Consider the following 25,722-nt stretch of genomic DNA (forward strand, 5'->3'; position numbering starts at 1 on the left):
CGCGATCAGGTTGAGCCGGATATTTTTGACCGACCACAAAACGCCTGCGGGAGCGGGCTTGCTCGCGAAAGCGGTGTGTCAGTCAGCATCCATGTTAAATGGGCCGCCGCCTTCGCGAGCAAGCCCGCTCCCACAGGTAACCGCATCGCTCAGCCGAGCAGCGCAATCAACTCCTGGGTAGTGACAATCGAATGGGCATAGGTCGGCCCGTTGATCACGTGGGCGGCGTGCATCGCTTCGGCGCTGAACGCAGCGGTGGCATCGCGTACCAGAGTGACGTGGTAGCCCAGTTCGGCGGCGAACTTGCCGGTGGTTTCGATGCAGGTGTTGGCGAGCATGCCGACAATCACCACTTTGTCGATTCCGTGCTGTTTGAGCAGGTAATCCAGGTCGGTGTTGGCAAAACCACTGCCGCCCCAGTGTTCCTTGACGATCACATCACCGGGCTCAGGCTGGAAGTCCGGGTGCCACTCCCCGCCCCACGTGCCGGCGGCAAACACCTGGGCGTGACTGGCGCCCTGTTGATAAGGACTGGGGTGTTTCCAGCGCGCCAGTTCGTTGGGTTCGGCGCGGTGGTGCGGCACGTAGAAAACCTGCAGGCCGGCCTTGCGCACAGCCGCCACCACGGCCTTCAGGTTGGCCAGGGTGCCGACGCTGTCGGCCACCGGTTTGGCACGGCCATGGAGTTTGCCGCCTTCGCTGAGGAAGTCGTTATACGGATCCACCAGCAGCAGACCGGTTTGGGCAGGCACATAGAAACTGGCATTCATGATCGGCTCCTCAGGGACAAAGGCATGCGCAGCTATCCAGTGTAGAACCCGCCACCGCCCCCATCCGGCCCAGCCGACGACCGCATCATCAGCTCCGCGAGAGGTGCCTTGCCGCAACCATCATTGCCGTCGATGGTCACCATCACGTCAATGAAGTTCTCATAAAAAATCCTCGGCGTAACATCCGCTCCATACCCAACCAATAAGCACCCCGGAGCACACCCTCATGAAACGCCAAATCCTTCTCAGCATCGCTTTCTCGGTTTTCGCAGTTAATGCTTTCGCCGCTTCTTCTCACACCATGGTCGCTGAAGGCGGCTCGGATCGCCTGATTGAAAGCCGTGTGGCTGAGGGTGGTTCGGATCGCTTGATCGAGAATCGTGTTGCGGAAGGTGGTTCTGATCGTCTGATCGAGAATCGTGTGGCTGAAGGTGGCTCCGACCGTCTGATCCAGAACCGCGTTGCTGAAGGTGGCTCCGACCGTCTGATCCAGAATCGCGTTGCTGAAGGTGGCTCCGACCGTCTGATCCAGAACCGCGTTGCTGAAGGTGGCTCCGACCGTCTGATTCAGAACCGCGTTGCTGAAGGTGGTTCCGACCGTCTGATCCAGAACCGCACTGCATGAATGAATGCCTTTAAAGCACTACTCAACGAAAAACCCGGCCTCATCTGCCGGGTTTTTTTACGCCTGCGAATCTCCGTTATTGATGTGGTGTCTGGCCATTCGCCAGGATCGCAGCCTTCGGCAGCTCCTACGGTGTACACATGACCCTGTAGGAGCTGCCGAAGGCTGCGATCTTTTGATCTTGATCTTCAACGCCCCTTCGCCATGCACCGCTGATAGCGCTCATCAACCCGCTTGGCAAACCATGCCGTGGTGAGTTTGCGGGTGATCTTCGGGCTTTCCAGCGTAATCCCCGGCAACATCGCACGGGGCAACTGACGACCTTCAGCCTTGTCCGCCAGAGCAAAGACCTTCTGGTACAGCCTTGTCTCCTCGAATTCCAGGCTTTTACCCGTTTCCAATTGATCGCGAATCGTCGGGTTGCGCATGCCCAATTGCTTGCTGAGGGTGCGCACCGCCAGCTCCGTGGTGCCGGGCATGATGGAGTCGTAGCGAATCAAATCACCGTCCAGCGCCAGCGGGATGCCCGACGCACGGCTGACGGCGTTCTGGAACGCCGCATTACGACTGGCGTACCACCCGGCATTGAAATCGGCAAAACGATACAACGGCTGGGTGTAGCTCACCGGGTAACCGAGCAAATGGGCAATGCCGAAGTACATGCCGCCGCGACGGCTGAACACCTCATGACGAATCGAGCCCGTCACCGGGTAGGGATAATTGCGCGTCTCCTGTTCGGCGAACTCAATGCTGACCTGCATCGGCCCGGCGGTGTGTACCGGGTTGAAGCCACCGAACAAGGTCTTGCCCATGGGCACCATGCCGATGAAGTCGTCGAAAATCGCGCTCAGTTCTTTTTCGCTGCGGGCGGCGTTTAACCGGTCGCTGTAACTTTTGCCGTTGGGCGAACGAACTTGCAGCGCACCACTGACCAACAGGCTGGGGATATGCGCCTTGCCGGCGCGGCGGTCGATTTCATCACGGGCGATCTTGCCCAGGCCCGGAACGGTTGGGTCGACCTGAAAGGTTGATTCCTGCTCGGTAACCGCCAGCACCGCACACAGGTTTTGCGTGGTCGGGGAAATGTCCTGGGCGGCAAACGCGGCGTAGATATCCGTCGCCCACCCCTCGCGGTCGACGGTTTTCGCCGGCAACAGACGCACGATCTGCGCCTTCACCTCGGCGGGCTTGCGGGCCGGTGCTTCCTGGGCCTGTCGTGTGCCGCAACCGGCCAGGACCAGCAAGGCAGCGAGGCTCATGATCAATCGTTGGGCGTGCATGGTGCTCCAATAATCCGTTTAGCCGGGTTAACCATACGATCAATGGCCGGGTGCAGGCTATGACTGTGGCTGTTCCGCACAATTCCTTTGCCCTACACATAACCCCTGTGGGAGCGGGCTTGCTCGCGAAAGCGGTGGGTCAGTCACCACATGCATTAATTGAACACCGCCTTCGCGAGCAAGCCCGCTCCCACAAGGTTTTGTGCAGCTTTTCCAGCGTGTTCGTCCGCTGATGACAAACTCATTGCAGAACGTTACTGAGAAAACATATCATTTGCGCCTGGAGTCGCATTTGCGCAAGGAGTTCCCCGCGCCGTTATCTCTTTTTCTCATCGGCGGCGCGCCGCCAGGATCGAACATGCCCACTCCAGCCCGACTCGGCGTTCCCTTTCGCCCGACCCTTCTCGCCTTGTTTTGCGCCCTGTCCGTTTCTGCCCAAGCCGCAACCACCGATAACGACGGCAAAGCGCTGGTGCTGGACGAAGTGAACGTCAACGCCCAGGCCCCGACCACGACGGCTGCCCTGCCCCCGGTGTTCGCCGGTGGTCAGGTGGCGCGCGGCGGTCAATTGGGCGTGCTGGGCAATCAGGACATGATGGACGTGCCGTTCACCATGACGTCCTACACCGAACAACTGATCCAGGACCAGCAAGCCGAAGACGTCGCCGACGTGCTGCTCAACGATTCGTCGGTGCGCCAGGCTTCCGGTTTTTCCAACCAGGCGCAGATCTTCATGATCCGCGGCTTGCCACTGACCGGCGACGATATTTCCTATAACGGCCTGTATGGCGTGCTGCCGCGCCAGATCATTTCCACCGACGCCCTGGAGCGCGTGGAAGTGTTCAAAGGCCCGAACGCCTTCATCAACGGTGTGACCCCGACCGGATCCGGCATCGGCGGCGGGGTCAACCTGCAACCCAAGCGCGCCGGTGACGTGCCAACCCGCCGCTTCACCACCGACATCAACGACGAAGGTCGCGTCGGTCAGCACCTCGATCTCGGCCAGCGCTTCGGTGAAGACAACCGTTTCGGCGCCAGGGTCAACCTGGCCCAGCGCGAAGGCGACACCGGCATCGACCACGAAAACCAGCGCTCGAAACTGTTCTCCATCGGCCTCGATTATCGCGGTGACGCCCTGCGCATTTCCGGTGATTTCGCCTACCAGAAACAACGGGTCAACGGTGGTCGCAACACGGTAAACCTGGGCAACGCCACGCACATTCCGGATGCGCCATCGGCCGACACCAACTACGCGCCGAAATGGGGTTTCACCGACATCGAAGACACCTTCGGCATGCTGCGCGCCGAGTACGACCTGAACGACAACTGGACGGCCTACGCCGCTGGCGGCGCCAAGCACACCCGTGAAACCGGCCGCTACAACTCCACCACCCTGGTGGGTAATGACGGGGCTTCGACCACCACCGGTTCGTTCATTCCCCACGACGAAGACAACACCAGCGTCATGGCCGGCCTCAACGGTCGATTCGCCACCGGCCCGGTCACCCACAAGCTCAATTTCGGCCTGTCCGGCATCTGGACCGAACAGCGCAGCGCCTACGATTTCGACCTGACCCGTTACGCGAACAACATCTACCATCCGGTGGAGACGCCATCCCCCGTCAGCAACTTCTCCGGCGGCGACCTGAGCGATCCCGGCATCGTCGGCAAGACCTTCGCCCGCAGCGGCGCGGTGTCCGACACCCTCGGCTTCTTCGATGACCGACTGTTGCTGACCGTTGGCTTGCGTCGCCAGCAATTGGTGGTGCAGGGCTATGGCTACGCGCCTTACGGTTCTGGCAGCCGCACTTCTGTCTATGACGAATCGATCACCACGCCGGTCTATGGCCTGGTGTTCAAGCCTTGGGACCATGTGTCGTTCTATGCCAACCGCATCGAAGGCCTGGCGGAAGGCCCGACCTCGCCGACCACGTCGGGCAATCGCATCGTGACCAACGGCAACCAGGCGTTCGCCCCGGCCCGTTCGAAACAGGTCGAAGCCGGTGTCAAGGTCGACATGGGCACTTACGGCGCCAGCCTCGGCGTCTATCGCATCGAGCAGCCGAGCGATGGTTACTCGGTCATCACCAGCGCCACCACGGCGGAATATGTTCGCCAGGGTGAACAGATCAACAAAGGTGTCGAGCTCAATGTCTTCGGCGAGCCGATCGAAGGTCTGCGCCTGATCAGCGGCCTGACCCTGATGGACACCGAACTGAAGAACACCCAGAACGGCGCCAACGACGGCAACCGTGCCATCGGCGTACCGACCTTCCAGTTCAACGCGGGTGTGGATTGGGACGTGCCGGGCCTGCAAGGCGTAGCGTTGAACGCGCGGATGTTGCGCACCGGCGGCCAATACGCCGACGCGGCCAACAACCTCAGCCTGCCGACCTGGAACCGCTTCGACGCCGGTGCGCGCTATGGCTTCAAAGTCGATCAGAAAGACATCACCCTGCGTCTGAACATCGAAAACCTGGCGAACGAGAAATACTGGGAATCGGCCCAGGCCGGCTACCTGACCCAGGGCGAGCCACGGGTGGCGAAGTTGTCCGGCACCATCGACTTCTAAGCACCGCAGCTCAACAAAAAGGCCCCGTAGTTTTATGACTGCGGGGCCTTTTTTGTTACCCAAAAAACAATACAAACACAAACCTCCTGTGGGAGCGGGCTTGCTCGCGAAGGCGGTGGATCAGTCAATATGAATGTTGCCTGACACACCGCCTTCGCGAGCAAGCCCGCTCCCACAAGGGGGTTTGTGTTTGCCCAAGCTTGATAGCCCTGCCTGAACCATACTTGTCCGACACACCTTTCGGAGAGTGTCCCCATGAACCGAAGTGACGTGCTGATCATCGGCGCCGGCCCGACCGGTCTGGTGCTGGCGTTGTGGCTGAGCAAGCTCGGCGTTCAGGTGCGCATCATCGACAAGACGTCGGCCCCCGGCACCACCTCACGAGCCCTGGCCGTGCAGGCGCGCACCCTTGAGTTGTACCGTCAGCTCGACCTCGCCGACACCATCGTGCGAAATGGCCATCGGGTAGCGGCGGCAAATTTCTGGGTCAAGGGCGAAGCCGTGGCGCACCTGCCGTTGACCCGCGTCGGCGAAGGCCTGACGCCTTACGCTTTCCTGGAAATCTTTCCCCAGGACGAACACGAACAGTTGCTGATCGAACGCCTCGAAACCTTCGGCACCCGCGTGGAACGCAATACCGAACTGGAACATTTCACGGAAACCGGCGACGGCATCACCGCGCAATTACGCCTGCCCGATGGCCAGGAGGAAACCTGCCAGGCCTGTTATATCGCCGGTTGCGACGGTGCGCGTTCGATCGTGCGCAAGACCCTCGACAGTGGTTTTCCCGGCGGCACCTACCAGCAGATTTTCTACGTGGCCGATGTCCAGGCCAGCGGCCCGGCGTTCAACGGCGAACTGCACGTGGACCTCGATGAAGCGGACTTTCTCGCGGTGTTTCCGCTGGCCAGCGAAGGTCATGCGCGGCTGATCGGCACCGTGCGCGACGAACGTGCCGAGCATGCCGAAACCTTGCAATTCGAAGACATCAGCAGCCGGGCCATCGAGCATTTGAAGGTCAAGATTGAACAGGTGAACTGGTTCTCGACCTACCGTGTGCATCACCGGGTCGCGGAGTTCTTTCGCCGTGATCGCGCGTTTCTGCTCGGCGACGCGGCGCACGTCCACAGCCCCGCAGGCGGCCAGGGCATGAACACCGGGATCGGCGACGCGATCAACCTGGCCTGGAAACTCGCTGCGGTCTTGAGCGGCGGCGCCACCGCGAAACTGCTCGACAGCTACGAAACCGAACGCATCGCCTTCGCCCGGCGCCTGGTGTCCACCACCGACCGTGTGTTCAGCTTCGTCACCGCCGAGGGCAAAGTCGCCGACCTGCTGCGCACGCGGTTGGCACCGTTCCTGATTCCCAAAATGACGTCGTTCGGGGCGAGCCGGGAGTTCCTGTTTCGCACGGTGTCGCAGATCACCCTCAACTATCGCGGCATGCCGTTGAGCGAAGGTGCCACCGGCCATGTCCACGGCGGCGACCGCTTGCCCTGGGCGCACGATGGCGAAGGCGACAATTACGAACCCCTGAAAAACCCGACATGGCAGGTGCATGTTTACGGCGACACCAGCGACGAAATGATCGCCTGGTGCATCGAGCATCATTTGCCGCTGCACGTGTTCGACTGGCGGCCGGCGTTTGACGCGGCGGGGTTGGCGCGCAACGGGTTTTATCTGTTGCGACCGGATACGTACGTGGCGATTGCCGATAACAGCGCCGATCCGAAAGTGATCGAGCGGTATTTCCGGGATCACGGGATTCGGCCGTTTTTGGGCTGAGCCCGACAACACTGAAGATCCAGTGTGGGAGCAGGCTCGCTCGCGAAGGCGGTGTGTCAGTCAACATTTTTTGTCGGCTGGACTGACGCCTTCGCGAGCAAGCCCGCTCCCACAGGGGGCCGTGGTGTTCACAGAAATTGCGGGCATCACCAAACAACTGTGGGAGCGGGCTTGCTCGCGAAGGCGGTGTGTCAGTCAACATTTTTGTCGGCTGGACTGACGCTTTCGCGAGCAAGCCCGCTCCCACAGGGGGATCTGTATGTTGGTCAGATCCCGGCCAAAGCCAAATCCATCGCGAAGTAGGTGAAGATCAGGTCCGCGCCGGCCCGCTTGATCGCCCCCAGGCTCTCACGCACCACGCGATCTTCATCGATCGCCCCGGCCTGGGCGGCGAATTTGATCATCGCGTATTCGCCGCTGACCTGATATGCCGACAGCGGCAGGCGCGACACCTCGCGGATGTCGCGGATGATGTCCAGATACGCGCCGGCCGGTTTGACCATCAGCGCGTCGGCGCCTTCCTGTTCGTCCAGCAGCGACTCGCGCACGGCTTCGCGGCGGTTCATCGGGTTCATCTGGTAGCTTTTGCGGTCGCCTTTCAACGCGCTGCCGCCGGCTTCGCGGAACGGGCCGTAGAGTGCCGAGGCGAATTTGGTCGAATAGGCCATGATCGCGGTCTGGGTGAAACCGGCCTCATCCAGCGCCCGGCGAATCGCCTGGACCTGGCCGTCCATCGCCGCCGACGGCGCGATCACGTCCGCGCCCGCACGGGCAGCGGCCACGGCTTGTTTGCCGAGGTTGATCAGGGTCTGGTCATTGTCGACTTCGTGGTTGTGCAGCACGCCGCAGTGACCATGGTCGGTGTATTCGCAGAAGCAGGTGTCGGACATCACGATCATCTCCGGCACCGCGTCCTTGGCAATGCGCGACATGCGCGACACCAAACCGTTGTCATTCCAGGTATCGCTGCCGCTACTGTCCAGATGATGGGACACGCCGAAGGTCATCACCGACTTGATCCCGGCACGGGCATAACGCTCGATCTCGCCGGCCAGTTTCGACTCGGGAATGCGCATCACGCCGGGCATGCTGTTGATCGGTACGAAGTCGTCGATTTCTTCCTCGACGAAAATCGGCAGCACCAGGTCGTTCAGGCTGAACTCGGTTTCCTGGAACAGGCTGCGCAGGCTCGCATTGCGGCGCAGACGGCGTGGACGTGCTTCGGGGAACTGGCTGGACATGGGTTTTCCTGAGACAAAAGTCGTAGGGGGCGAAGCTTATGCCTTGCGCGGCGCAGGACACAAACGTCAGTTCACGAACAAACCTTTACCAGCCTGGCAACAATCTCCCCTGTGGGAGCGAGCCTGCTCGCGAATTCGCCGGCACATCCGGCATCAAGGTGAATGATCCACCGCTTTCGCGAGCAAGCTCGCTCCCACAAGGGTTTTGTGTCGAACCCGCATTAGATGAACGGCGCAGGCCCCTGTGGGAGCGGGCTTGCTCGCGAAGGCGGTGTGTCAGTCACCACATACATTGATTGATACATCGCTTTCGCGAGCAAGCCCGCTCCCACAAGGGTTTTGTGTTTAACCGGCTATAGCGTCAGAGTCCCATCAATACAGGTCACCACGGCGCCGCCAATCCAGATCTCATCCCCGGCCTGATCCACCTGAATCCGCCCCGCCCGTCCCATCGTCAATCCCTGGCTGACCACATAAGACGTCGGCGCCAGCCCTTCGCTGAGCAGCCACTGGGCGATCCCGGCGTTCAGGCTGCCGGTGGCCGGGTCTTCCGGCATGCCGTCGCCGGAGATGAACGCGCGCACTTCGAACTGTGCATCATCGCCATCACGCTCGGGATGCCACGGCGCGATGACGCCCACCGCCAAACCCAGCATCTGCGAATGATCCGGTTGCACATCGAGCACCTGCTGCCGGTCCTCGACCATCACCGCCAACCAGCCCGCGCCGTTATCCACCCATTGCGCCCGAACAATCGACCCCGGTGCCAGCCGGAGCCCACGGCGCACCCGCTCCAGCACGTCAGCCTCCACCGCGCCGGTCCTGAGCAGCGGTGGCGCGAGAAATGCGAGCTCCGTCCCTTGCCGGCGAACCCGCACCAGCCCGACGCCGCATTCCTGGATGATGTCCTCGCCCTGGGGCACGCCACCGGCCTCAAGCCACGCGTGACAGGTGCCGAGGGTCGGGTGACCGGCGAACGGCAGTTCCGACTGGGTGGTGAAGATCCGCACCCGATAGTCGGCACGCGGATCGCGGGGTTCAAGAATGAATGTGGTTTCGCTGAGGTTGGTCCAGGAAGCGAACGCCGCCATGCGCTCAACACTGAGCTGGTCAGCGCCGAATACCACCGCCAATGGATTGCCCTTCAGCGGCGTTCGGCTGAAGACGTCGACTTGCTTGAAATTGAAAGAAGCCATGGCCTTCCTTGGTCTAGAACAGCTTTATTTGGGAATTTCCAGTCCGCGTTTCACCGCCGGCCGCGTCAGAAAGCGCTCCAGCACTCGCGTAACGTTCGGGAAGTTCTGGATACCGACCAGATCACCGGCCTCATAGAAACCGATCAGGTTGCGTACCCACGGAAACGTCGCGATGTCGGCGATGGTGTAGCGCTCACCCATGATCCAGTCGCGCCCTTCCAGACGTTTATCGAGCACGCCGAGCAGGCGTTTGCTTTCCTCGACGTAGCGATCACGGGGCCGTTTGTCCTCGTAGTCCTTGCCGCCGAATTTGTTGAAGAAACCGACCTGGCCGAACATCGGCCCGATACCGCCCATCTGAAACATCAACCACTGGATCGTCTCGTAGCGCGCCGCCGATTCCTGGGCCAGCAGTTGGCCACTTTTGTCGGCGAGGTAAATCAGAATCGCCCCGGACTCGAACAGCGGCAGTGGCTGGTCGCCCGGGCCGTGGGGGTCGATGATCGCCGGGATCTTATTGTTGGGGTTCAGCGACATGAACTCGGGCGATAACTGATCGTTCGTCTCGAAGCCCACACGGTGCGGCTCGTAAGGCAGGCCGATCTCTTCGAGCATGATCGAAACCTTGACGCCGTTGGGGGTCGGCAAGGAGTAAAGCTGAATCCACTCGGGGTACTGGGCCGGCCATTTTTCGTTGATCGGGAACGCAGAGAGATCGGTCATGGGAGCATCCACGCAGACTTTGGAGCGCTGATCATAATGTAGGTCCGGGGCCTTCAGGCGCAGAAATGTGCCGGGATCCATAAATCCGCAACATCCTGTCGATAACCTTCTGCCAACCCATCAAAGGTTGCCGCTAAAGTGCTGCGCACTCGCCGGGATCGAACCAAATGGGCTTCAGAGGACTCTGAGCAATGCCCTTCACGGAACTGGACCGGCCAACGACATGGAAAACACCCGCTGCTGGGAGCGCGCGGTGTAAAGGTTTGTCAGCCTTAATCGACTGCGCTGAAGATCCCTTTATTCAATGAAGAACCTTTTGAAATTCGCCCAACGCTTCAAGCATCGCGCCTATATTTTTCTGCCCACGTTGCTGGCGGCGAGCGCGCTGTTCCTGTCGCTTGAGTCCAGCGAAAGCCGCGCCCAGCCGGCCGACGGCACCCAGACGCTGGTGTTCCTGCGCCACGCGGAGAAACCCGACGGCGGCCTGGGCCAACTCAATTGCCAAGGGTTGAACCGTGCGATCAACCTGTCCACCTTGCTGCCGGAAAAATTCGGCAAGGCCAACTACGTGTTTGCCGCCAATCCGACGCGCAATGTCGAGGAAGGTGAACTGGACAATTCCTACAGCTACATCCGTCCCCTGATGACCATCAGCCCCAGCGCGATCAAGCTCGGCTTACCGGTGAACATCGAGTTCTCGGCCAACGACACCAGCGATCTGGCCGATGAACTGCTGCACGACAAGTACCACAACTCGATCATCTACACCGCCTGGTCCCACGGTTATCTGCCCGAGCTGATCAACAAGGTGGCCGGCGAAGCGCTCGGCGAGAAACAGAACATCACCGAGGACTGGGCGTCCAGCGACTTCGATTCCCTGTACGTACTGACCCTGACCTGGCACAACGGCAAGGCCAGCCTGGTCAGCCACACGTATAAACAAGGGCTGGATAACGGCTCGCAGAACTGTCCTACATAAGAGGTCGGCCGGGTCCCACGCACTGTCGGCACCACGGGTAAGAAGGGGCTGGGCTATCATCAGCTCATCTCACCCTTGCCTGGAACCTTGCCATGTCACTCTCATCCACAGCCGTCCCCGCCCGGGGCTGGTCATTCTGGTGGAAACCCGCGCTGTTCCTGCTGGTCGCCTGTGTCGGCCTCTATTACGTGAAGTGGTCGCCCTACTACCTCAAAGCCTTCGTCGCGGCTGATAACCACAGCATCGGCGCCTCGATCATCAACGATCAACAATCCGACCCACTGATCGCCGCCCTGGCGTACGCCAAGGTGTATTTCCTGGCGATCTGGAAAGCCGCCGTACTGGCGGTGATCCTCGGCTCCCTGCTGCAAGTATTGATTCCCCGGGACTGGCTGCAGCGCCTGTTCGGTCGCGCCGGTTTCGCGTCGACCTTGCGCGGCGGGTTGTTCGCCCTGCCGGGCATGATGTGCTCATGCTGCGCCGCCCCGGTGGCGGCGGGCATGCGCCGGCAGAACGTGTCGGTGGGGGCGGCGCTGGCGTTCTGGATTGGCAACCCGGTGCTCAACCCCGCCACGCTGGTGTTCATGGGGTTCGTGCTCGGCTGGGGCTTTACCGCGTTGCGACTGGTGGCGGGGATTGTGCTGGTGTTCGGCGTGTCGCTGGTGGCCCAGCGTATCGCCGGCCCCGAGACCTTGCCTGAAGCCGCCGTCGAGGCCGTGGTCGAAGCAAGCGAAACCAACACGCAACCCTTCCTGACCCGCTGGGGCCGGACGATCTGGCAACTGTTCTGGAGCACCATTCCGATCTACATCCTGGCAGTGCTGGTGCTGGGCGCGGTGCGGGTCTGGGTGTTTCCGCACATTGATGGCGCCATGGCCAACAGCCTGTTGTGGCTGGTACCGCTGGCAATCATCGGCACGCTGTTCGTGATTCCGACCGCCGCCGAAATTCCCATCGTACAAACCATGATGACCCTGGGCATGGGCACCGCCCCGGCGGTCGCGCTGCTGATGACCCTGCCGAGCATCAGCCTGCCGTCGCTGCTGATGCTGCGCAAGGATTTCAATGCCCGGGTGTTGGTCAGCGTGGCGCTGATGACCATGGGGGTTGGGGTGATCAGTGGGTTGATCGGGGCTGCGTTGCTTTAAGGAATTTGGCGCCTGTGAGGGCGCCTTCGCGGGCAAGCCCGCTCCCACATTGGATCTGTGTCAGACACAAAATCTGTGTTCACTGAAGATCTACTGTGGGAGCGGGCTTGCTCGCGAAGAGGCCCGCAAAAAACACCCTCACGTCTGAAGCTTGCTCCGCTCCCGCAGATACTCAAGCACCGCCCCGCGCTCCCCGGAAAACTCGATCCGCGAGCCCTTCTTCTCCCGTTGAAACGCATACATCGGGTCGTAATATTCGCTCAGCAACCCTTCAATCCAGCCCCGGTGCAAATCCACCGCGCCGCTGCTCGCCTGCTCCGCCAAGGCGTCTTCCATCAGTACGAGCATCCGCCGATGCCGCTCCCCACCCAGGCGCTTTTGCACATTGTTCAGGCTTTCCAGCAACCGCTCGGAAAACAGCGCAAAGCCGTCGTCGCCATGCACGCCGATAAATTCGGCACACAGGTCCACCACGTAATCGCGCAAGATCCGTTCGACCCGCCCTTCCAGACTGTCTTCCAGCCAGACCATGGGAAACTGCTGCATGCCCTGATACAGCGGCAGCGGCAAGGCACAGCTGCCGACCGCGCGGCTTTCGTCTTCCAGCACGAATTGCTCGATACCACGAGCGCGTTTCTTCAGCAGATCCACGGCCAGACGGTTTTCAAAGTCGATGTTGGAGGGTTGGCCGGTGGCGCGTTTGCCGAAGCTGGAACCCCGGTGATTGGCATAGCCTTCCAGGTCCAGTCCGTTGCTCAACTGGGTCAGCACTTCGGTCTTGCCGGTGCCGGTCATGCCGCCGAGCAAGACGAAATCGCACTGGGCTACCGCCTGGTCCGTCGTTTCCAGCAAAAAGGAACGCATGGCCTTGTAGCCGCCACCGACGCGCGGATAGTCGATGCCCGCCTCGTCCTTGAGCCACTGCTGGACAATCTGCGAGCGCAAGCCGCCGCGAAAACAATACAAATAACCGTCAGGATGAGCCCGAGCGAACTCGGCCCAGGCCTGGACCCGTTCGGCCTTGATCCCGCCGGACACCAGTTGATGCCCCAGGGTAATGGCCGCTTGTTGTCCGTGCTGTTTGTAGCAGGTGCCGATGCGTTGCCGCTCGTGGTCATTCATCAGCGGCAGATTGACCACGCCGGGGAACGAGCCCTTGAGGAATTCGACCGGCGCGCGAGCATCCATCATGGGCCGGTCGTTGAGGAAGATGTCGCGGTAATCGGTGCAGTCGATTGACATCAAAACACCTCGACCGCGTTGGTCTGTCGCTCAACCAGTTCGCCGATTGGCTCAAGGCTCAAGCCCAGTTCGGCGGCGACCGCGAGGAATTGATCGTTGCCCTCGGGCGTGACCGCGATCAGCAGGCCACCACTGGTCTGTGGATCGCACAGCACGCGTTTGTGCAGTTCCTGCAAGCGCCCGAGTTTGCTGGCGTAGCTGTCGAAGTTGCGCAAGGTGCCGCCGGGCACGCAGCCCTGTTCGAGGTAATACTCGACACCCGCCAGACGTGGTACGCGGTCGTATTCGATGCGGGCAGTGAGTTGGCTGCCGTCGGCCATTTCCACCAGGTGCCCCAGCAAGCCGAAACCGGTGACATCGGTCATCGCCGTCACGCCCTCGAGTTTGCCGAAACGGCTACCGGGTTTGTTCAGGGTGCACATCCAGTCGCGGGCCAGGCCGATGTCGGCGTGACGCAACTTGCCCTTCTTCTCGGCGGTGGTGAGGATGCCGATGCCCAGGGGTTTGGTCAGGTACAGCAGGCAACCGGCGGTGGCGGTGTCGTTGCGTTTCATGTGGCGTTTTTGCACCAGACCGGTGACGGCCAGGCCGAAGATCGGTTCCGGGGCGTCAATGGAATGCCCGCCGGCCAAGGGAATGCCCGCCTCGTCGCAAATCGAGCGCCCGCCGCGAATCACTTCCCGGGCGATTTCCGGGGCCAGCACATTGACCGGCCAGCCGAGGATCGCGATCGCCATCAACGGATCGCCGCCCATGGCGTAGATGTCGCTGATGGCATTGGTGGCAGCGATGCGACCGAAGTCAAACGGGTCGTCGACGATCGGCATAAAGAAGTCGGTGGTCGACACCACGCCGCGCTCGTCGTCGATGGCATACACCGCCGCATCATCGCGCGAGGCGTTGCCGACCCAGAGCTTGGGGTCCAGGTTCTGCGCGCCGCTGCCCGCCAGAATCACTTCCAGGACCTGAGGGGAAATTTTGCAACCGCATCCTGCGCCGTGGCTGTATTGGGTCAGACGAATCGGCTCGCTCATGGGGTGCACCTTGTGGATTCAATGGGGGCGATTCTAGCAGACGACCTCAACGGTGACTGTGAGGGCCTCTTCGCGAGCAGGCTCGCTCCCACAGTGGATCTGTGCCGGGCACCCTATTTGTATCCGCTGAAGATCCACTGTGGGAGCGGGCTTGCTCGCGAAGGCGGCATTACAGCCACCACATCCCTCACTGACAGACAGGCAAAAAAAAAAACCGCCCTTCCGGGCGGCTAAAAGTGCTTCGACCGCGATTAGAACCCGAGGCTGAAACTGATCGTCATCGCATGATCTTCGTTTTTACCCGACACCTGCCCCGAGTAGCCTAGGCCGAGTTTGCCGGTCGGGCTGATCTGGAAGTCCACGCCCGCTTCAAGCAGCGCGCTGTCCTTGGCAATCGGCACGCCCTGGGTGCTGAACGAGGCGCCGCCGTCGATGAAGCTCAGGTCGGCGTCCGGTTTGGTGTCGCCGAAGGCATGGCGCCAGCCGATGGCCGCACGCGGGGTGAATTGCCCGCCGTTGGCCAGGGTGATGACTTTGCCGGCGCGCAGGCCCAGGGTGGAGAAGGTGATGTCCTGGCTGGAATCAGCCTTCAGACGCCCCACTCCGCCTTTCTCACGGACGGTGTCGCTGTCGTAGTTGACGTAGGACAGGCCGGCGAACGGTTCCAGCGCAATGCCTGCCGCTTCGACCGTGTAACCCACTTCACCGAACACCTGGGCGCTGCGAGCGTCGTAGTCGCCTTTCAAGCGATCGTTGTAACTGCCGACGCTGACGTCGCGTTTGGTTTCGATGTCGTGCCAGCTGTAAGCGGCGCCCAGGCGTACGGCCAAGGCGTCGAACTGCGAGTTGAGGTACGCCGCCAGGTGGTAGCTTTCGACCGTGGCGTCAGAACGACGGTCATGGGCATCCAGGTCGCTGCGGGTGTAACCGGCGGCCATCCCGGCACGCCATTGATCGTCGATCTGTTTGTCGGTACCGAGCATGAAGCCGCTGAGGTTGCGATCCAGCTTGGCGCTGTTGCTGTTGCCATCCATCTCGCCCCAGGCGCCAAGTGCGCGCATCCAGCCGACCATTTCACCGTGGCAGCCGCCACTGGTCAGGCGATTTTCGCTGGGTGCCAAGGCACGGCGTGGATCGTCCGGCCCACTGCAGGACGGTTGGCGCATACGGTCGTTGACCGCGTCGCGGATGTAGCGCGAATCTTCGAGAATCGCGCTGGCGGTGCTGGCGTGAATCTCCCCCGACAAGCTGTCGAAGGCTGCACGGGCACCGGCGCCGCTGAGGTTGACGATCTGGTTCTGCAACGCTGCACCGGCCGGGCCATTGCGGGTCAAGGCCGAGGCCACACCTCGCTGGTTGCCCGTGGCCGCGACATCGGCAAAGGACGTCTGGTTGCGACTGACGGCCAGATCGACTTCGTTGGCGCGGTAGATCAGCGAGGTATCGAGGAACGCGGTATCCGGCAGATCGGTAGCGCTGAACGTTCCGTTAACACCGCCGCCCGCCGTAATCAGCGCGTAAGTGGTGTTGCCGGTGAACGGTACAAGGTTGTTCACCACCAGGCCGCCATCGAGGGTCGCGGTGCCGCCCACGACCAACGGTGTAATCGTTGGTGAGGTGAGTGTCAGCGCCAGCAAACCGTCCGAAGCGTTGGTCAGGTTGCCCGTCACTCTCAGGATTTCTCCATTCGCGCCGGACGAGAACACCCCGTGGTTGACCACCGAACCGACGCTGCCGTTACCGGTCAGGGCGGCGCCATTGAATACGGTGACCTGCCCGGCCAACGTTGCCGGTGGATCACCGACGATCAACAGGCCCTGCTCGACTTCAACGGTGCCACTGAACGGATGATCGCCCTCTAACAGCAGCGACCCGGTGCCTTGTTTGACCAGATCACCGGTGCCACTGAGGACGCCGTTGAAGACCCCGTTACCGGACTGGGCAAACAGCACCCGCGCATTGTTGAGGATCCGGCCTTGCAGGCTGGTGGTGTTACCGACCAGCGTACCGCCACTGACGGTGGTACCGCCGCTGTAGGTGTTGGCGCCGCTGAGCACCAGGGTGCCGGAGTCAAGTTTCTCGATCCCGCCGGTGCCTACCAAGGGTGCCGAAATCTCCGCGGTGACGCCGCCGTTGATCCGCACCGTGGCCAGGCTGCCATCGGCCGCGTTGGTCGGGGTCAGGCTGCCGTCGGTGCCCTGAACCAGGCGATAACCGTTGTCGAGGACCTGCAACCCGGTGAAGCCTTGGTTGCCGAGCACGGTGACAGTGCCGCCGCCGAGGCCGCCGAATACCGCGAACCGGCGATTCGAACCCAGGCTCGCGGTGCCGCTGGCGTCGGTCCAATTGGTGCTCGGGCCCCAGACGCCACTACCGCCAACGATGGTGCCGTCGGCATTGGTTTTGCCACCGTTCCAAAATTGCGCTTCACCCACCGAACTTTGCACCAGCAGGTTGACCTGATTGGCCAGCGCGGTTTGCAACGTCAGGGTCGATGGCAATACACCGCCCGGCAATGTGCCGTAGTCCAGGCCGTTGTCGGCCAGGCTGCCACCGTAGCGGAACAGCTGATAGACCCCGCTGCCGAAGCTGCCGGCGCTGATGACGTTCAAGGTACCGTCGAGGGTCAGATTACCGGCGACGTCGACCACGGAGGGACTGGTCGGCGCACCGAGGCTGAAGTCCAGGTTGGAACCCGACGACAAGGCCAGGGAACCGACCGATAGCGGTGTGGCGTTGCCGCCACCGATCAGCGTCGCGCCGTTGGCCAGTTGCACCGCACCGCCGAGTTGACCGCTGCCACCGATTTTCGCCCCGCTCGCCACGTTCACGTTGGCACTGTTCAGCGTGCCGTTGACCAGTAATGAGCCGGCCTGGACGTTGGTGTTGCCGGTCAAGCCGTTGGTGCCGGTCAGCAACAAGTCACCCGTGCCGTTTTTAGTCAGCGTACCGCTGCCGGTGAGGTTGCCGGTGTAGCTGCCGTTGCTGGTTTGTTCGAAGGTCAGTGCCGCGTTGTTGAGGATGGCGCCTTGCAGGCTGGCGGTGCTGCCGCTGGTGCTGCCGCCGTTCAGGGTCGTGCCGCCGCTGTAGGTATTGGTGCCGCTGAGCAACAGCGCAGCGTTGCCGTTTTTCACCAGGCTGCCTGTACCGGCAATCACACCACTGAGGGTGGTGTCCTGAGTGCCCGCCAGGCTCAATTGCCCGCCGAGGTTAATGGCATTCGCCAGTTGCAGGGCGGCCGTGCTGTCCAGTTGCGCGTTGCCGCCGACGCCGAGCGCGCCCGTGCCGATGGCGCTATTGTTGCCGAGGACCAACGAACCGGCGTTCAACTGCGTACCGCCGGAGTAAGTGTTGCTGCCGTTGAGGGTCAGGCTGGAAGCACCGTTTTTGATCAGGCTGCCGACGCCGCTGACGACGCCGCCAAGGGTCAGTGCGTTGGAGCCTGCGACGCTCATCCCGCCGTTCAGGACCACCGCGTTAGCAAGGCTGACCGCGGTGTTGCTGTCCAGCGCAGTGCCGTTGGCGGCGGTCAATACACCGCTGCCCAGGGCGCCATTGTTACCCACCACCAGTGTGCCGCCGTTCAGCGCCGTACCGCCGGTGTAGCCGTTGGCGGCGTTGAGTACGAGGGTGCCGGTGTCATATTTGCCCAGGGTGCCGGCGCCGTTGATGGCGACGCCGATGGTGGCGGTGGCATTCGGATCGACCCGAACGGTCGCGTTGCCCAAGGCGCCATTGACCAGTGTCAGTTCGCCCGCCGTGCCGTTCGACAGGCTGTAGCCGTCGGTGACGAATTGCATGCCGGTGATGCCCTGCGCACCGTTGACGGTGACATTGCCCGCCGGCCCCATGAACACCGCGAAACTGTTGCCCCAGGCCTGATTCACCGTGCCATCGACATTGGTCCAGTTGGTGGTGCCGCTGCCCCAGGTGCCACTGCCGCCATTGATCGCGCCGTTGCCGGCCAGTTGCGCGCCGTCCCAGAACTGCACAGTGGTGTTCGGTGCAGTGACCAGCAGGTTGACCTGATTGCCCACGGCGGTCTGCACTTGCAGATCACCCGGCGTGACGCTGCCCGGCACGGTGCCGATCAGCAGGCCGTTATCGGTCAAAGCCCCGGTGTAGTTGATGATGCGATACACACCGCTGCCGAAACCGCCGATGTCGCTGACGTTCAAGCGACCGTCGAGGGTCAGGTTGCCGCCGACATTGATCAGCGCATTGCCGCCGCCGGACACCGGCACACCGAGCCCGACGTCAAGGTTGGAGTTGTCGCTCAAGGCCAGCGAGCCCACCGACAAGGTGCTGCCGGTGGCCAATGCAACGTGACCGCCATCGGCGACATTCACTGCGCCGATGAGGCTGCCGCTGCCGGCAAGCGTCCCGCCGTTATTGACCGCGACGTTGGCACTGTCCAGCGAACCGCTGACATTCAGGGTGCCGCCGTTGATGCTGGTATCGCCGGTCAGGGTGTTGATGCCGGTGAGGTTGAAGGTGCCGCTGCCGAGTTTGTCGAGCAGGCCGTTGCCCATGAGTACACCGTCAAAGGTGCTGCTGGCATTGTTGCCGCCGATGCTCAACGTATTGCCCGAGCCGATCAGCGCGAGACCGGTACCACTGAGGCTGGCGAGGCTGCCGGACGCGCCGAGGTTGAGGCTGGTGCCCGCGCCCAGATTGACCCCGGCGTTGCTGCCCAGGGCCGTGGCGGTGGTGGTGCTCAAGCTGCCGCCCAACACGTTGAAGGTGCCGCTGAAGGTGTTGTTGCCACTGAGGCTCAGGTCGGCCGCGCCGTTTTTGTTCAGCGTGCCGCTACCGGCAACGACACCGGACAGGGCCAGGTCATTGGTGCCGACCACGTTCAACGCCGCATTGACGTTGACGTTGTTGGCCACGCTGAGCACCGAACTGTTGTCCAGCGTCGACGCGCCGCCGACGGTCAACGCGCCAGTGCCCAGCGCCGCGGCATTGCCGAGGGTCAGGGTGCCGGCGTTGAGTGTGGTGTCACCCTGATAAATGTTGACGCCATTGAGCGTCAGGTTCGCCGCGCCATTCTTGCTCAGCCCGCCAGCGCCGCTGATCACACCGCCGAGGGTCAGGTCATTGCTGCCGCCCACCGCCACGCTGGCGTTCAGGCCAACGTTATTGGCCAGACTCAGCGTTGTGCTGTTATCCAGCGTCGCGGCGCCACTGACGGTCAGGTTGCCCAGGCCCAGGCCCGAGGCATTGCCGACCGTCAGGGTCCCGGCGTTCAGGTCGACACCACCGAGGAAGCCGTTGAAGCCATTGAGCACCAGGTTGGCCGCGCCCGCTTTGCTCAGGCTACCGGCGCCATTGACGGCACCGGCGAGGGTCAAGTCTGCGGTGCCGGCGACGGTGAGGTTGCCGGCCAGGTTGATCACGTTGCTGACCGTCACCGCCGTCGCGGCATCCAGCGTGGTGGCGTTGGCGGCATTCAGCGCACCGGCGCCCAGTGCCGAGTCGGAGGCCAGAACCACGCCACCGGAAAGCAGGCTCACCGGACCGAGGAAGCTGTTATTGCCGCCGAGGGTCAGGTTGGCGCCGCCGGCCTTGACCAGACCACCGACGCCACTGATCGCACCGTTGAGGGTCAGGGCATTCGAGCCACCGATGTTCAGGTTACTGGCCAGATCCACGGCATTGCCCAGGGTCACGGCGGTGTTGCTGTCCAGGGTGGTGCCCGAAGCGGTGGTCAGCAGACCGCTGCCCAGCGCCGTGTTGCTGCCCACGACCAACGTGCCGCCGTTGAGCAAGGTGCCACCGGTGTAGCTGTTGGCGCCGTTGAGCACCAGGGTGCCGCTGTCGAGTTTGGCCAGGGTGCCCGCGCCGTCGATGGCCACGCTGATGGTCGCCGTGGAGCCCGGATCGACCCGAATCGCCGTGTTGCCGCTGGTGCCATTGACGGCGGTGAGTTTGCCTGCCGCACCAGTCAACAGGTTGTAGCCATCGGTGACGAACTGCATGCCGGTGAAGGTCTGAGGACCGAGCACCGTGACGTTGCCCGCCGTGCCCTGGAAGATTGCGAAATCGCTGGCCCAGGTTTGATTGGTCAAGCCATCGACCGAAGTCCAGTTGGTGCTGCCGGCATTCCAGGTGCCGTTGCCGCCGTCCACCGAACCGTTGGGTAGGGTCTGGCTGCCATCCCAGAAACGCAGGTTCGCGTTAGGCGCGGTCACCAGCAAGTTGATCTGGTTGCCGACCGCCGTTTGCAGCGCCAGGTCCGCCAGGCTGTAGCCGATCGGGATCGCACCGACGTTCATGCCCAGGTTCAAGAGGCTGCCGGTGTAGTTGATCAGGCGATACACGCCGACGCCGAAACCGCCGGCATCGCTGACGTTAAGCAGGCCGTCCAGGGTCAGGTTACCGCCGATGTTCAGCAGCGAGTTGGTGGACGGTGTGCCGAGGGCGACGTCCATATTGGAAGCGCTGTTCAGGGCCAGCGATCCGACCGACAAGGTATTGCCGCTGCTCAGGCCCAGGTGACCGCCGTTGTTCACGTTCAACGTGCCCAGTATCGAGCCGGTGCCGGTCAGGGTGGCGCCGGTGTTGACGTTGACGTTGGCGCTGCCCAGCGAACCGCTGAGGTCCAGGGTGCCGCCGTTGACGGCGGTGTCGCCGGTGAGGCCGTTGATACCGGTGAGGCTCAGGGTGCCGGTGCCGACTTTGGTCAAACCGCCAGGGCCGGACAAGCCGCCGTCGAAGGTGCTGGTGGTGCTGACACCGCCCACCGACAAAGTGTTGCCCGAGCCGATTAGCACATCACCGCTGCCGTTGAGGCCGGCGAGGCTGGCATCGGTGCCGAGGTTGAGGCTCGCGCCAGCGCTGATGTTGGCGCCGGAGGTGTTGCCCAGTGCGCCCGTGCTGGCGGCGGTAACGCTGCCAGACAGAATGTTCAAGGCCCCGGTGAAGCTGTTGTTGCCGCTGAGGGTCAGGTCCGACAGGCCGTTTTTGTTCAACGCACCGGCACCGTCGATGACGCCACCGAGGTTCAGGTTGTTGTTGCCCGCCACGTTCAGGTCGGCATTCAGCGTCATGGCATTGGCCACGGTGAAGGCCGCGCTGTTATCGAGGGTCGACGTACCGCCGACGATCAACGCGCCAGTGCCCAGTGCCGCGCCGTTGCCCAGGGTCAGGGTGCCGGCGTTCAGGGTGGTATCGCCTTGATAGGTGTTGACGCCATTGAGGGTCAGGTTGCCCGCGCCATTCTTGATCAACTGGTTGGTGCCGCTGACGGCGCCGCCCAATGTCAGGTTCGAGGTGCCGCCGACGGTCAGGTCCGCATTCAGCGCCACGGTATTGCCGAGGCTGGCCGGGGCGTTACTGTCGAGAGTCGCCGCGCCGCCGACGATCAAGCCACCAAGGCCGAGCGCCGAGCCGTTGCCGACAGTCAATGTGCCGGCGTTCAACGTGGTGCCGCCGAGGAAGCCGTTGGCACCGTTGAGCACCAGATTGGCCGTGCCGTTTTTCACCAGGCTGCCAGCGCCGTTAACCAACCCGGTCAGGGTCAGGTCCGCCGTGCCGCCGACGTTCAAGGCACCAGCCAGGTTGACCTGGTTGCTGAGGCTGACGGCGGCGTTGCTGTCGAGGGTGGTGTTGGCCGCTGCGTTCAATGCACCGGCACCCAAGGCACCGCTGGCGCCGACAATCAGTTTGCCGGTATTCAGCGCGGTGTTGCCGAGGTAGTTGTTGCTGGCGTTGAGGGTCAAATCGGCCGCGCCGTTTTTGATCAGCCCGCCGATACCACTGACGACACCGTTAAGGACCAGCGCACTGGTGCCGCCGAGAGTCAGGTTGCCGCCCAGGTTGACCACGTTGGCCAGGGTTGCAGCGGTGCTGGCATCGAGGGTGGTGCCACCCGACGCGTTCAACGCGCCACTGCCCAATGCGGTATTGGAACCGACGATCAGGGTGCCGGCATTCAGCGCGGTGGTGCCGGTGTAGGTGTTGGCACCGGTGAGGGTCAGGCTGGAAGCGCCGGTTTTGATCAGCCCGCCCGCGCCGGCGATGATGCCATCGAGGGTCAGCGCGTTGGCGCCGCCGGTAGTCAGGTTGGCGTTGAGGGTCATGGCATTGGCCAGGCTCAGGGCCGAACTGCTCGTCAGCGTGCTCGCGCCGCCCACGGTCAGGCCGCCGGTGCCCAGCGCCGCGCTGTTGCCGACGGTGATGCTGCCGGCATTCAGCGTGCTGCCACCCTGAAAGGTGTTGACGCCATTAAGCGCAAGGTTGGCCGCGCCATTCTTGATCAACTGGTTGGTGCCGCTGAGCACGCCGTCGAGGGTCAACTGGTTGGTGCCGCCGACGCTCAGGTCGGCGTTCACCGCAATGTCATTACCAATGGCGACGCCGGAGCTGCTGTCCAGCGTGGAAGCGCCGGCCACGGTCAGCGCGCCGCTGCTCAAGGCATTCGCGTTGCCGACGGTCAGGGTGCCCGCGTTCAGGGTGGTGCCGCCAAGGAAGGTGTTGGCGCCATTGAGCGTCAGGTTGGCGGCGCCGTTTTTGATCAGACCGCCAGAGCCGCCGACCACGCCACCGAGGGTCAGGTTGGCGGTGCCGCCAATGTTCAGGTTACCGGTGGTGTTCACCGCGTTGGTCACCGCGACCGTGGAACTGGCATCCAGCGTGGTGCCGGCGGCGGTGTTCAAGGTGCCCAGGCCCAGCGCCGTGTTGGAGCCGAGAATCAGCGTGCCGGCGTTCAACGTGGTGTTCCCGGCGTAGCCGTTGTTGCCACTGAGGTTCAGCGCGGCACTGCCGTTCTTGATCAGTCCGCCCGCGCCGTTGATGGCACCGGTCAGGCCCAACGCCTGGGTGCCTCCGAGGGTCAGGTCGCCGCCGAGGTTGACGGCGTTGGCCAGTGTCACCGCAACGCTGGTGTCGAGGGACGTGCCCGCCGCCGCGTTCAACGCGCCAGTGCCCAGCGCGGTGTTGGATGCCAACAGCAGCGCGCCGGCGTTCAGCGCGGTCGGGCCGAGGTAGGTGTTGTTGCCGGTCAGGGTCAGGGTCGACAAGCCATTCTTGATCAAGCCGCTGGAGCCGGAAATCAGGCCGTTGAGGGTCAGCGTGTTGCTGCCGACGACGGTCAGGTTGCCGTTCAGCCCCACCGAATTGTTCAGGGTTACGCCAGTGGTGGTATTGAGGCTCGCCGCCGCGTTGACGTTCAGCGAACCGCTGCCGATCGCATTGTTGTTCCCCAGGCTCAGTGTGCCGGCGTTGAGGTCGGTACTGCCGGTATAACTGGCGTTGTTGCCGGTCAGCGCCAGGGTGCCGCTGCCGTTTTTCGAGATACCGCCCGCGCCACTGATCAACCCCGCCAGGGTCAGACTGCCAACACCGGACGTGCCGACGGCGCTGTTGAGCACAAGGTTGTTGTTCAGGGTAATGGTGCCCGGCGCCTGCAAAACCGTGGAACCGCCCACGGTCACCGTGCCGGTGCTGAACGCCAGGTTATTGCCCAGTTGCACCGAACCGCCGTTGAGGGAAGTGGCGCCCAGGTAGGTGTTGGCACCGTTGAGGACCAGTTGGCCGGTGCCGTTTTTGGTGATGCCGCCGCTGCCGCTGATCACGTTACCGACGGTGATGGCGTTGGTGCCCAGAAACTGCATGCCACTGGCGCCGAGATTGATCAGGTTGCTCAACGACAAACCGCCGGTGCTGGCTTGGACACCGCCGCCATTGACGGTCAGGACGCCGCTGCCGAAGGTCGCGTTGTTGTTGAACTGGGCGACACCGCCATTGAGCGTGGTGCTGCCGCTGATCAGCGGACCTTGCAGGGTCCAGGTGCCGCTGTTGATCGTCAGGTTGTTGAAGTTGACGTAGTTGGCGCTCGACACCACGCCAACCCCGGAGGTGCCACCGCCGATGCCGATGGGATTTTGCAGGATCAGCGCGTTGATGCCCCCGGCCCCGCCATCGATCTGGCCGGTGGGTGCGAAGGTCAGGTTGACGCCAATCAACCCGCCCAGTGCCAGGCCGATGCCGCCGCCGGCGGAAATGGTCGAACCGGTAATCGCGGTGAAGGTGTTGGTGCTGCCATCGCCCATCGAGACGCCACCGCTAATGGTGCCGGAGTTGACGAACGTGTTGCCGCTGGCCGAGGTCTCGAAGGCCATCCGGCCGTTGATGGTGCCGGCGTTGATCACGTTGACCTGGGCGCCGCCCCGCGCCGCGACAATCGGGGTGTCAGCGGAAAACAGTGAGAGGTTCAACAAAGCGGTCGAACCAATGGTGCCGTTGTTGACGATGTTGGTGCTGCCGCCAGCGCTGTTATTGAGGTTCAGCGCCATGCCGTTGAGGCTGGCCAGGTTGATGCCAAGCAAGTCGCCGGTGCCACGGATGATGCCGGTGGCGGCGTTGGTGATGTTCACCACCGAGGCACCCGCGTTGCCGATCACTGCGCCCGCGCTGAGCACGGTCACCGCGCCGAGCAAGGCCGGGTCGATCAGCCCGGCGTTGTTCAGCGTGATGTTGTTGCCCGTGAGGTTGAGCACCTGCCCGCCGAGGGTGGCGTTCAGTTGCGTGGCGGACCCGACGTTGACGGTCAGGTCATTCACCGCACTGGAAAAGGTATTGAGGAACAGCGGCAACGACGGCACGCCGCTACAGGTCACCGTCCCGCCCGCCGTCGGGCTGCCAGGCGTACAGGCGGCCATGGCTTGTGGGCTGAGGACGCCGACAAACACTCCAACCATACCGAGGCGAACAGCGAGAAAAAGAGGGCAGACACGGAACATCGGGGCAATGACAGATCTCAAGTCCACGGGCAATTCCTTTTCGTGGTTAACCATTCTTCCTTGAAAGGCGCGCTACTTCGGCCACCCTGGCCATGAAACAAACCACACGCGAATCAAGACAGCGACCGGCTGAAAAAACCTTTTCATTCCGGCACGTTAGTTGATGGACCGGGATCAGGTGCGGGTTAATTAGCATTAATACTTTCGTGCACAAACCCCTTGTGGGAGCGGGCTTGCTCGCGAAGGGGCCATGACAGTGCCATCAATGCTGGCGGATACACCGCTTTCGCGAGCAAGCCCGCTCCCCCAGGGGATCAGCGTTGTATCGGCAATCGCATTACCTGATCAAAAGGACAGTAAAACCGCCGATTTCTTCGATTTT

General features: G+C 62.6%; 13 protein-coding genes. 5 read left to right on the forward strand and 8 right to left on the reverse strand.

Annotated elements, in window-relative coordinates; all coding sequences use genetic code 11:
• Window positions 1-149: 149 nt before the first annotated feature.
• Window positions 150-770 carry an isochorismatase family cysteine hydrolase gene (locus tag HB680_RS28125; protein ID WP_213941593.1) on the reverse strand — a complete coding sequence of 207 codons (621 nt, stop codon included), beginning with the start codon at window positions 768-770 and terminating at the stop codon, window positions 150-152.
• 226 nt (window positions 771-996) lie between these two features.
• On the opposite strand from HB680_RS28125, the gene HB680_RS28130 reads away from it, so the two are divergent.
• Window positions 997-1,395 carry a hypothetical protein gene (locus HB680_RS28130; RefSeq protein WP_213941594.1) on the forward strand — a complete coding sequence of 133 codons (399 nt, stop codon included), beginning with the start codon at window positions 997-999 and terminating at the stop codon, window positions 1,393-1,395.
• A gap of 188 nt (window positions 1,396-1,583) precedes the next feature.
• Here HB680_RS28130 and HB680_RS28135 read toward each other — a convergent pair whose 3' ends face one another.
• The gene (locus HB680_RS28135) at window positions 1,584-2,675 is read right to left on the reverse strand and encodes a DUF1615 domain-containing protein (protein WP_213941595.1); all 1,092 of its coding nucleotides are present in this window, start codon (window positions 2,673-2,675) and stop codon (window positions 1,584-1,586) included.
• Between the two features lie 358 nt (window positions 2,676-3,033).
• On the opposite strand from HB680_RS28135, the gene HB680_RS28140 reads away from it, so the two are divergent.
• Both HB680_RS28140 and HB680_RS28145 read left to right on the forward strand, forming a co-directional pair.
• Window positions 3,034-5,247 (forward strand): TonB-dependent siderophore receptor, encoded by a 2,214-nt coding sequence (locus HB680_RS28140; RefSeq protein ID WP_213941596.1) that lies wholly within the window; start codon window positions 3,034-3,036, stop codon window positions 5,245-5,247.
• Between the two features lie 255 nt (window positions 5,248-5,502).
• On the forward strand, window positions 5,503-7,032 hold the full coding sequence (locus tag HB680_RS28145) for an FAD-dependent oxidoreductase (RefSeq protein ID WP_213941597.1): 1,530 nt from the start codon (window positions 5,503-5,505) through the stop codon (window positions 7,030-7,032).
• Window positions 7,033-7,298: 266 nt separating this feature from the next.
• On the opposite strand, the gene hemB is transcribed toward HB680_RS28145, so the two are convergent.
• The 3 genes from hemB to HB680_RS28160 form a co-directional block, all read right to left on the reverse strand.
• On the reverse strand, window positions 7,299-8,273 hold the full coding sequence (hemB, locus tag HB680_RS28150; RefSeq protein WP_213941598.1) for a porphobilinogen synthase: 975 nt from the start codon (window positions 8,271-8,273) through the stop codon (window positions 7,299-7,301).
• Between the two features lie 353 nt (window positions 8,274-8,626).
• Window positions 8,627-9,469: a PhzF family phenazine biosynthesis protein gene (locus HB680_RS28155; RefSeq protein ID WP_213941599.1), complete on the reverse strand. Its 843-nt coding sequence runs from the start codon at window positions 9,467-9,469 to the stop codon at window positions 8,627-8,629.
• A gap of 24 nt (window positions 9,470-9,493) precedes the next feature.
• The gene (locus tag HB680_RS28160; protein ID WP_213941600.1) at window positions 9,494-10,192 is read right to left on the reverse strand and encodes a glutathione binding-like protein; all 699 of its coding nucleotides are present in this window, start codon (window positions 10,190-10,192) and stop codon (window positions 9,494-9,496) included.
• A 304-nt stretch (window positions 10,193-10,496) separates the two neighbouring features.
• Between HB680_RS28160 and HB680_RS28165 the strand changes: the two genes are divergently transcribed.
• On the forward strand, window positions 10,497-11,171 hold the full coding sequence (locus HB680_RS28165; protein ID WP_213941601.1) for a histidine phosphatase family protein: 675 nt from the start codon (window positions 10,497-10,499) through the stop codon (window positions 11,169-11,171).
• Between the two features lie 92 nt (window positions 11,172-11,263).
• Window positions 11,264-12,319: a permease gene (locus tag HB680_RS28170; protein WP_213941602.1), complete on the forward strand. Its 1,056-nt coding sequence runs from the start codon at window positions 11,264-11,266 to the stop codon at window positions 12,317-12,319.
• Window positions 12,320-12,457: 138 nt separating this feature from the next.
• On the opposite strand, the gene mnmH is transcribed toward HB680_RS28170, so the two are convergent.
• The 3 genes from mnmH to HB680_RS28185 form a co-directional block, all read right to left on the reverse strand.
• Window positions 12,458-13,561: a tRNA 2-selenouridine(34) synthase MnmH gene (gene mnmH / locus HB680_RS28175; RefSeq protein WP_213941603.1), complete on the reverse strand. Its 1,104-nt coding sequence runs from the start codon at window positions 13,559-13,561 to the stop codon at window positions 12,458-12,460.
• The gene (gene selD, locus HB680_RS28180) at window positions 13,561-14,595 is read right to left on the reverse strand and encodes a selenide, water dikinase SelD (RefSeq protein WP_213941604.1); all 1,035 of its coding nucleotides are present in this window, start codon (window positions 14,593-14,595) and stop codon (window positions 13,561-13,563) included. Before selD ends, mnmH begins: the two co-directional genes overlap by 1 nt.
• 251 nt (window positions 14,596-14,846) lie before the next feature.
• A complete protein-coding gene (locus HB680_RS28185) occupies window positions 14,847-25,367 on the reverse strand; it encodes an autotransporter-associated beta strand repeat-containing protein (protein ID WP_346657421.1) in 10,521 nt (3,506 codons plus the stop codon).
• Window positions 25,368-25,722: the final 355 nt, after the last annotated feature.

This window comes from Pseudomonas sp. dw_612, from assembly GCF_018449725.1.
Classification (GTDB): Bacteria; Pseudomonadota; Gammaproteobacteria; order Pseudomonadales; family Pseudomonadaceae; genus Aquipseudomonas.

Bases quoted from the DNA above. Each gene is read 5' to 3' on its own strand.
- HB680_RS28125 (WP_213941593.1), bottom strand. From the start codon at position 770: ATGAATGCCAGTTTCTATGTGCCTGCCCAAACCGGTCTGCTGCTGGTG.
- mnmH (WP_213941603.1), bottom strand. From the start codon at position 13,561: ATGTCAATCGACTGCACCGATTACCGCGACATCTTCCTCAACGACCGG.
- HB680_RS28130 (WP_213941594.1), top strand. From the start codon at position 997: ATGAAACGCCAAATCCTTCTCAGCATCGCTTTCTCGGTTTTCGCAGTT.
- HB680_RS28145 (WP_213941597.1), top strand. From the start codon at position 5,503: ATGAACCGAAGTGACGTGCTGATCATCGGCGCCGGCCCGACCGGTCTG.
- HB680_RS28155 (WP_213941599.1), bottom strand. From the start codon at position 9,469: ATGGCTTCTTTCAATTTCAAGCAAGTCGACGTCTTCAGCCGAACGCCG.
- HB680_RS28135 (WP_213941595.1), bottom strand. From the start codon at position 2,675: ATGCACGCCCAACGATTGATCATGAGCCTCGCTGCCTTGCTGGTCCTG.
- HB680_RS28170 (WP_213941602.1), top strand. From the start codon at position 11,264: ATGTCACTCTCATCCACAGCCGTCCCCGCCCGGGGCTGGTCATTCTGG.
- HB680_RS28160 (WP_213941600.1), bottom strand. From the start codon at position 10,192: ATGACCGATCTCTCTGCGTTCCCGATCAACGAAAAATGGCCGGCCCAG.
- hemB (WP_213941598.1), bottom strand. From the start codon at position 8,273: ATGTCCAGCCAGTTCCCCGAAGCACGTCCACGCCGTCTGCGCCGCAAT.
- HB680_RS28165 (WP_213941601.1), top strand. From the start codon at position 10,497: ATGAAGAACCTTTTGAAATTCGCCCAACGCTTCAAGCATCGCGCCTAT.
- HB680_RS28140 (WP_213941596.1), top strand. From the start codon at position 3,034: ATGCCCACTCCAGCCCGACTCGGCGTTCCCTTTCGCCCGACCCTTCTC.
- selD (WP_213941604.1), bottom strand. From the start codon at position 14,595: ATGAGCGAGCCGATTCGTCTGACCCAATACAGCCACGGCGCAGGATGC.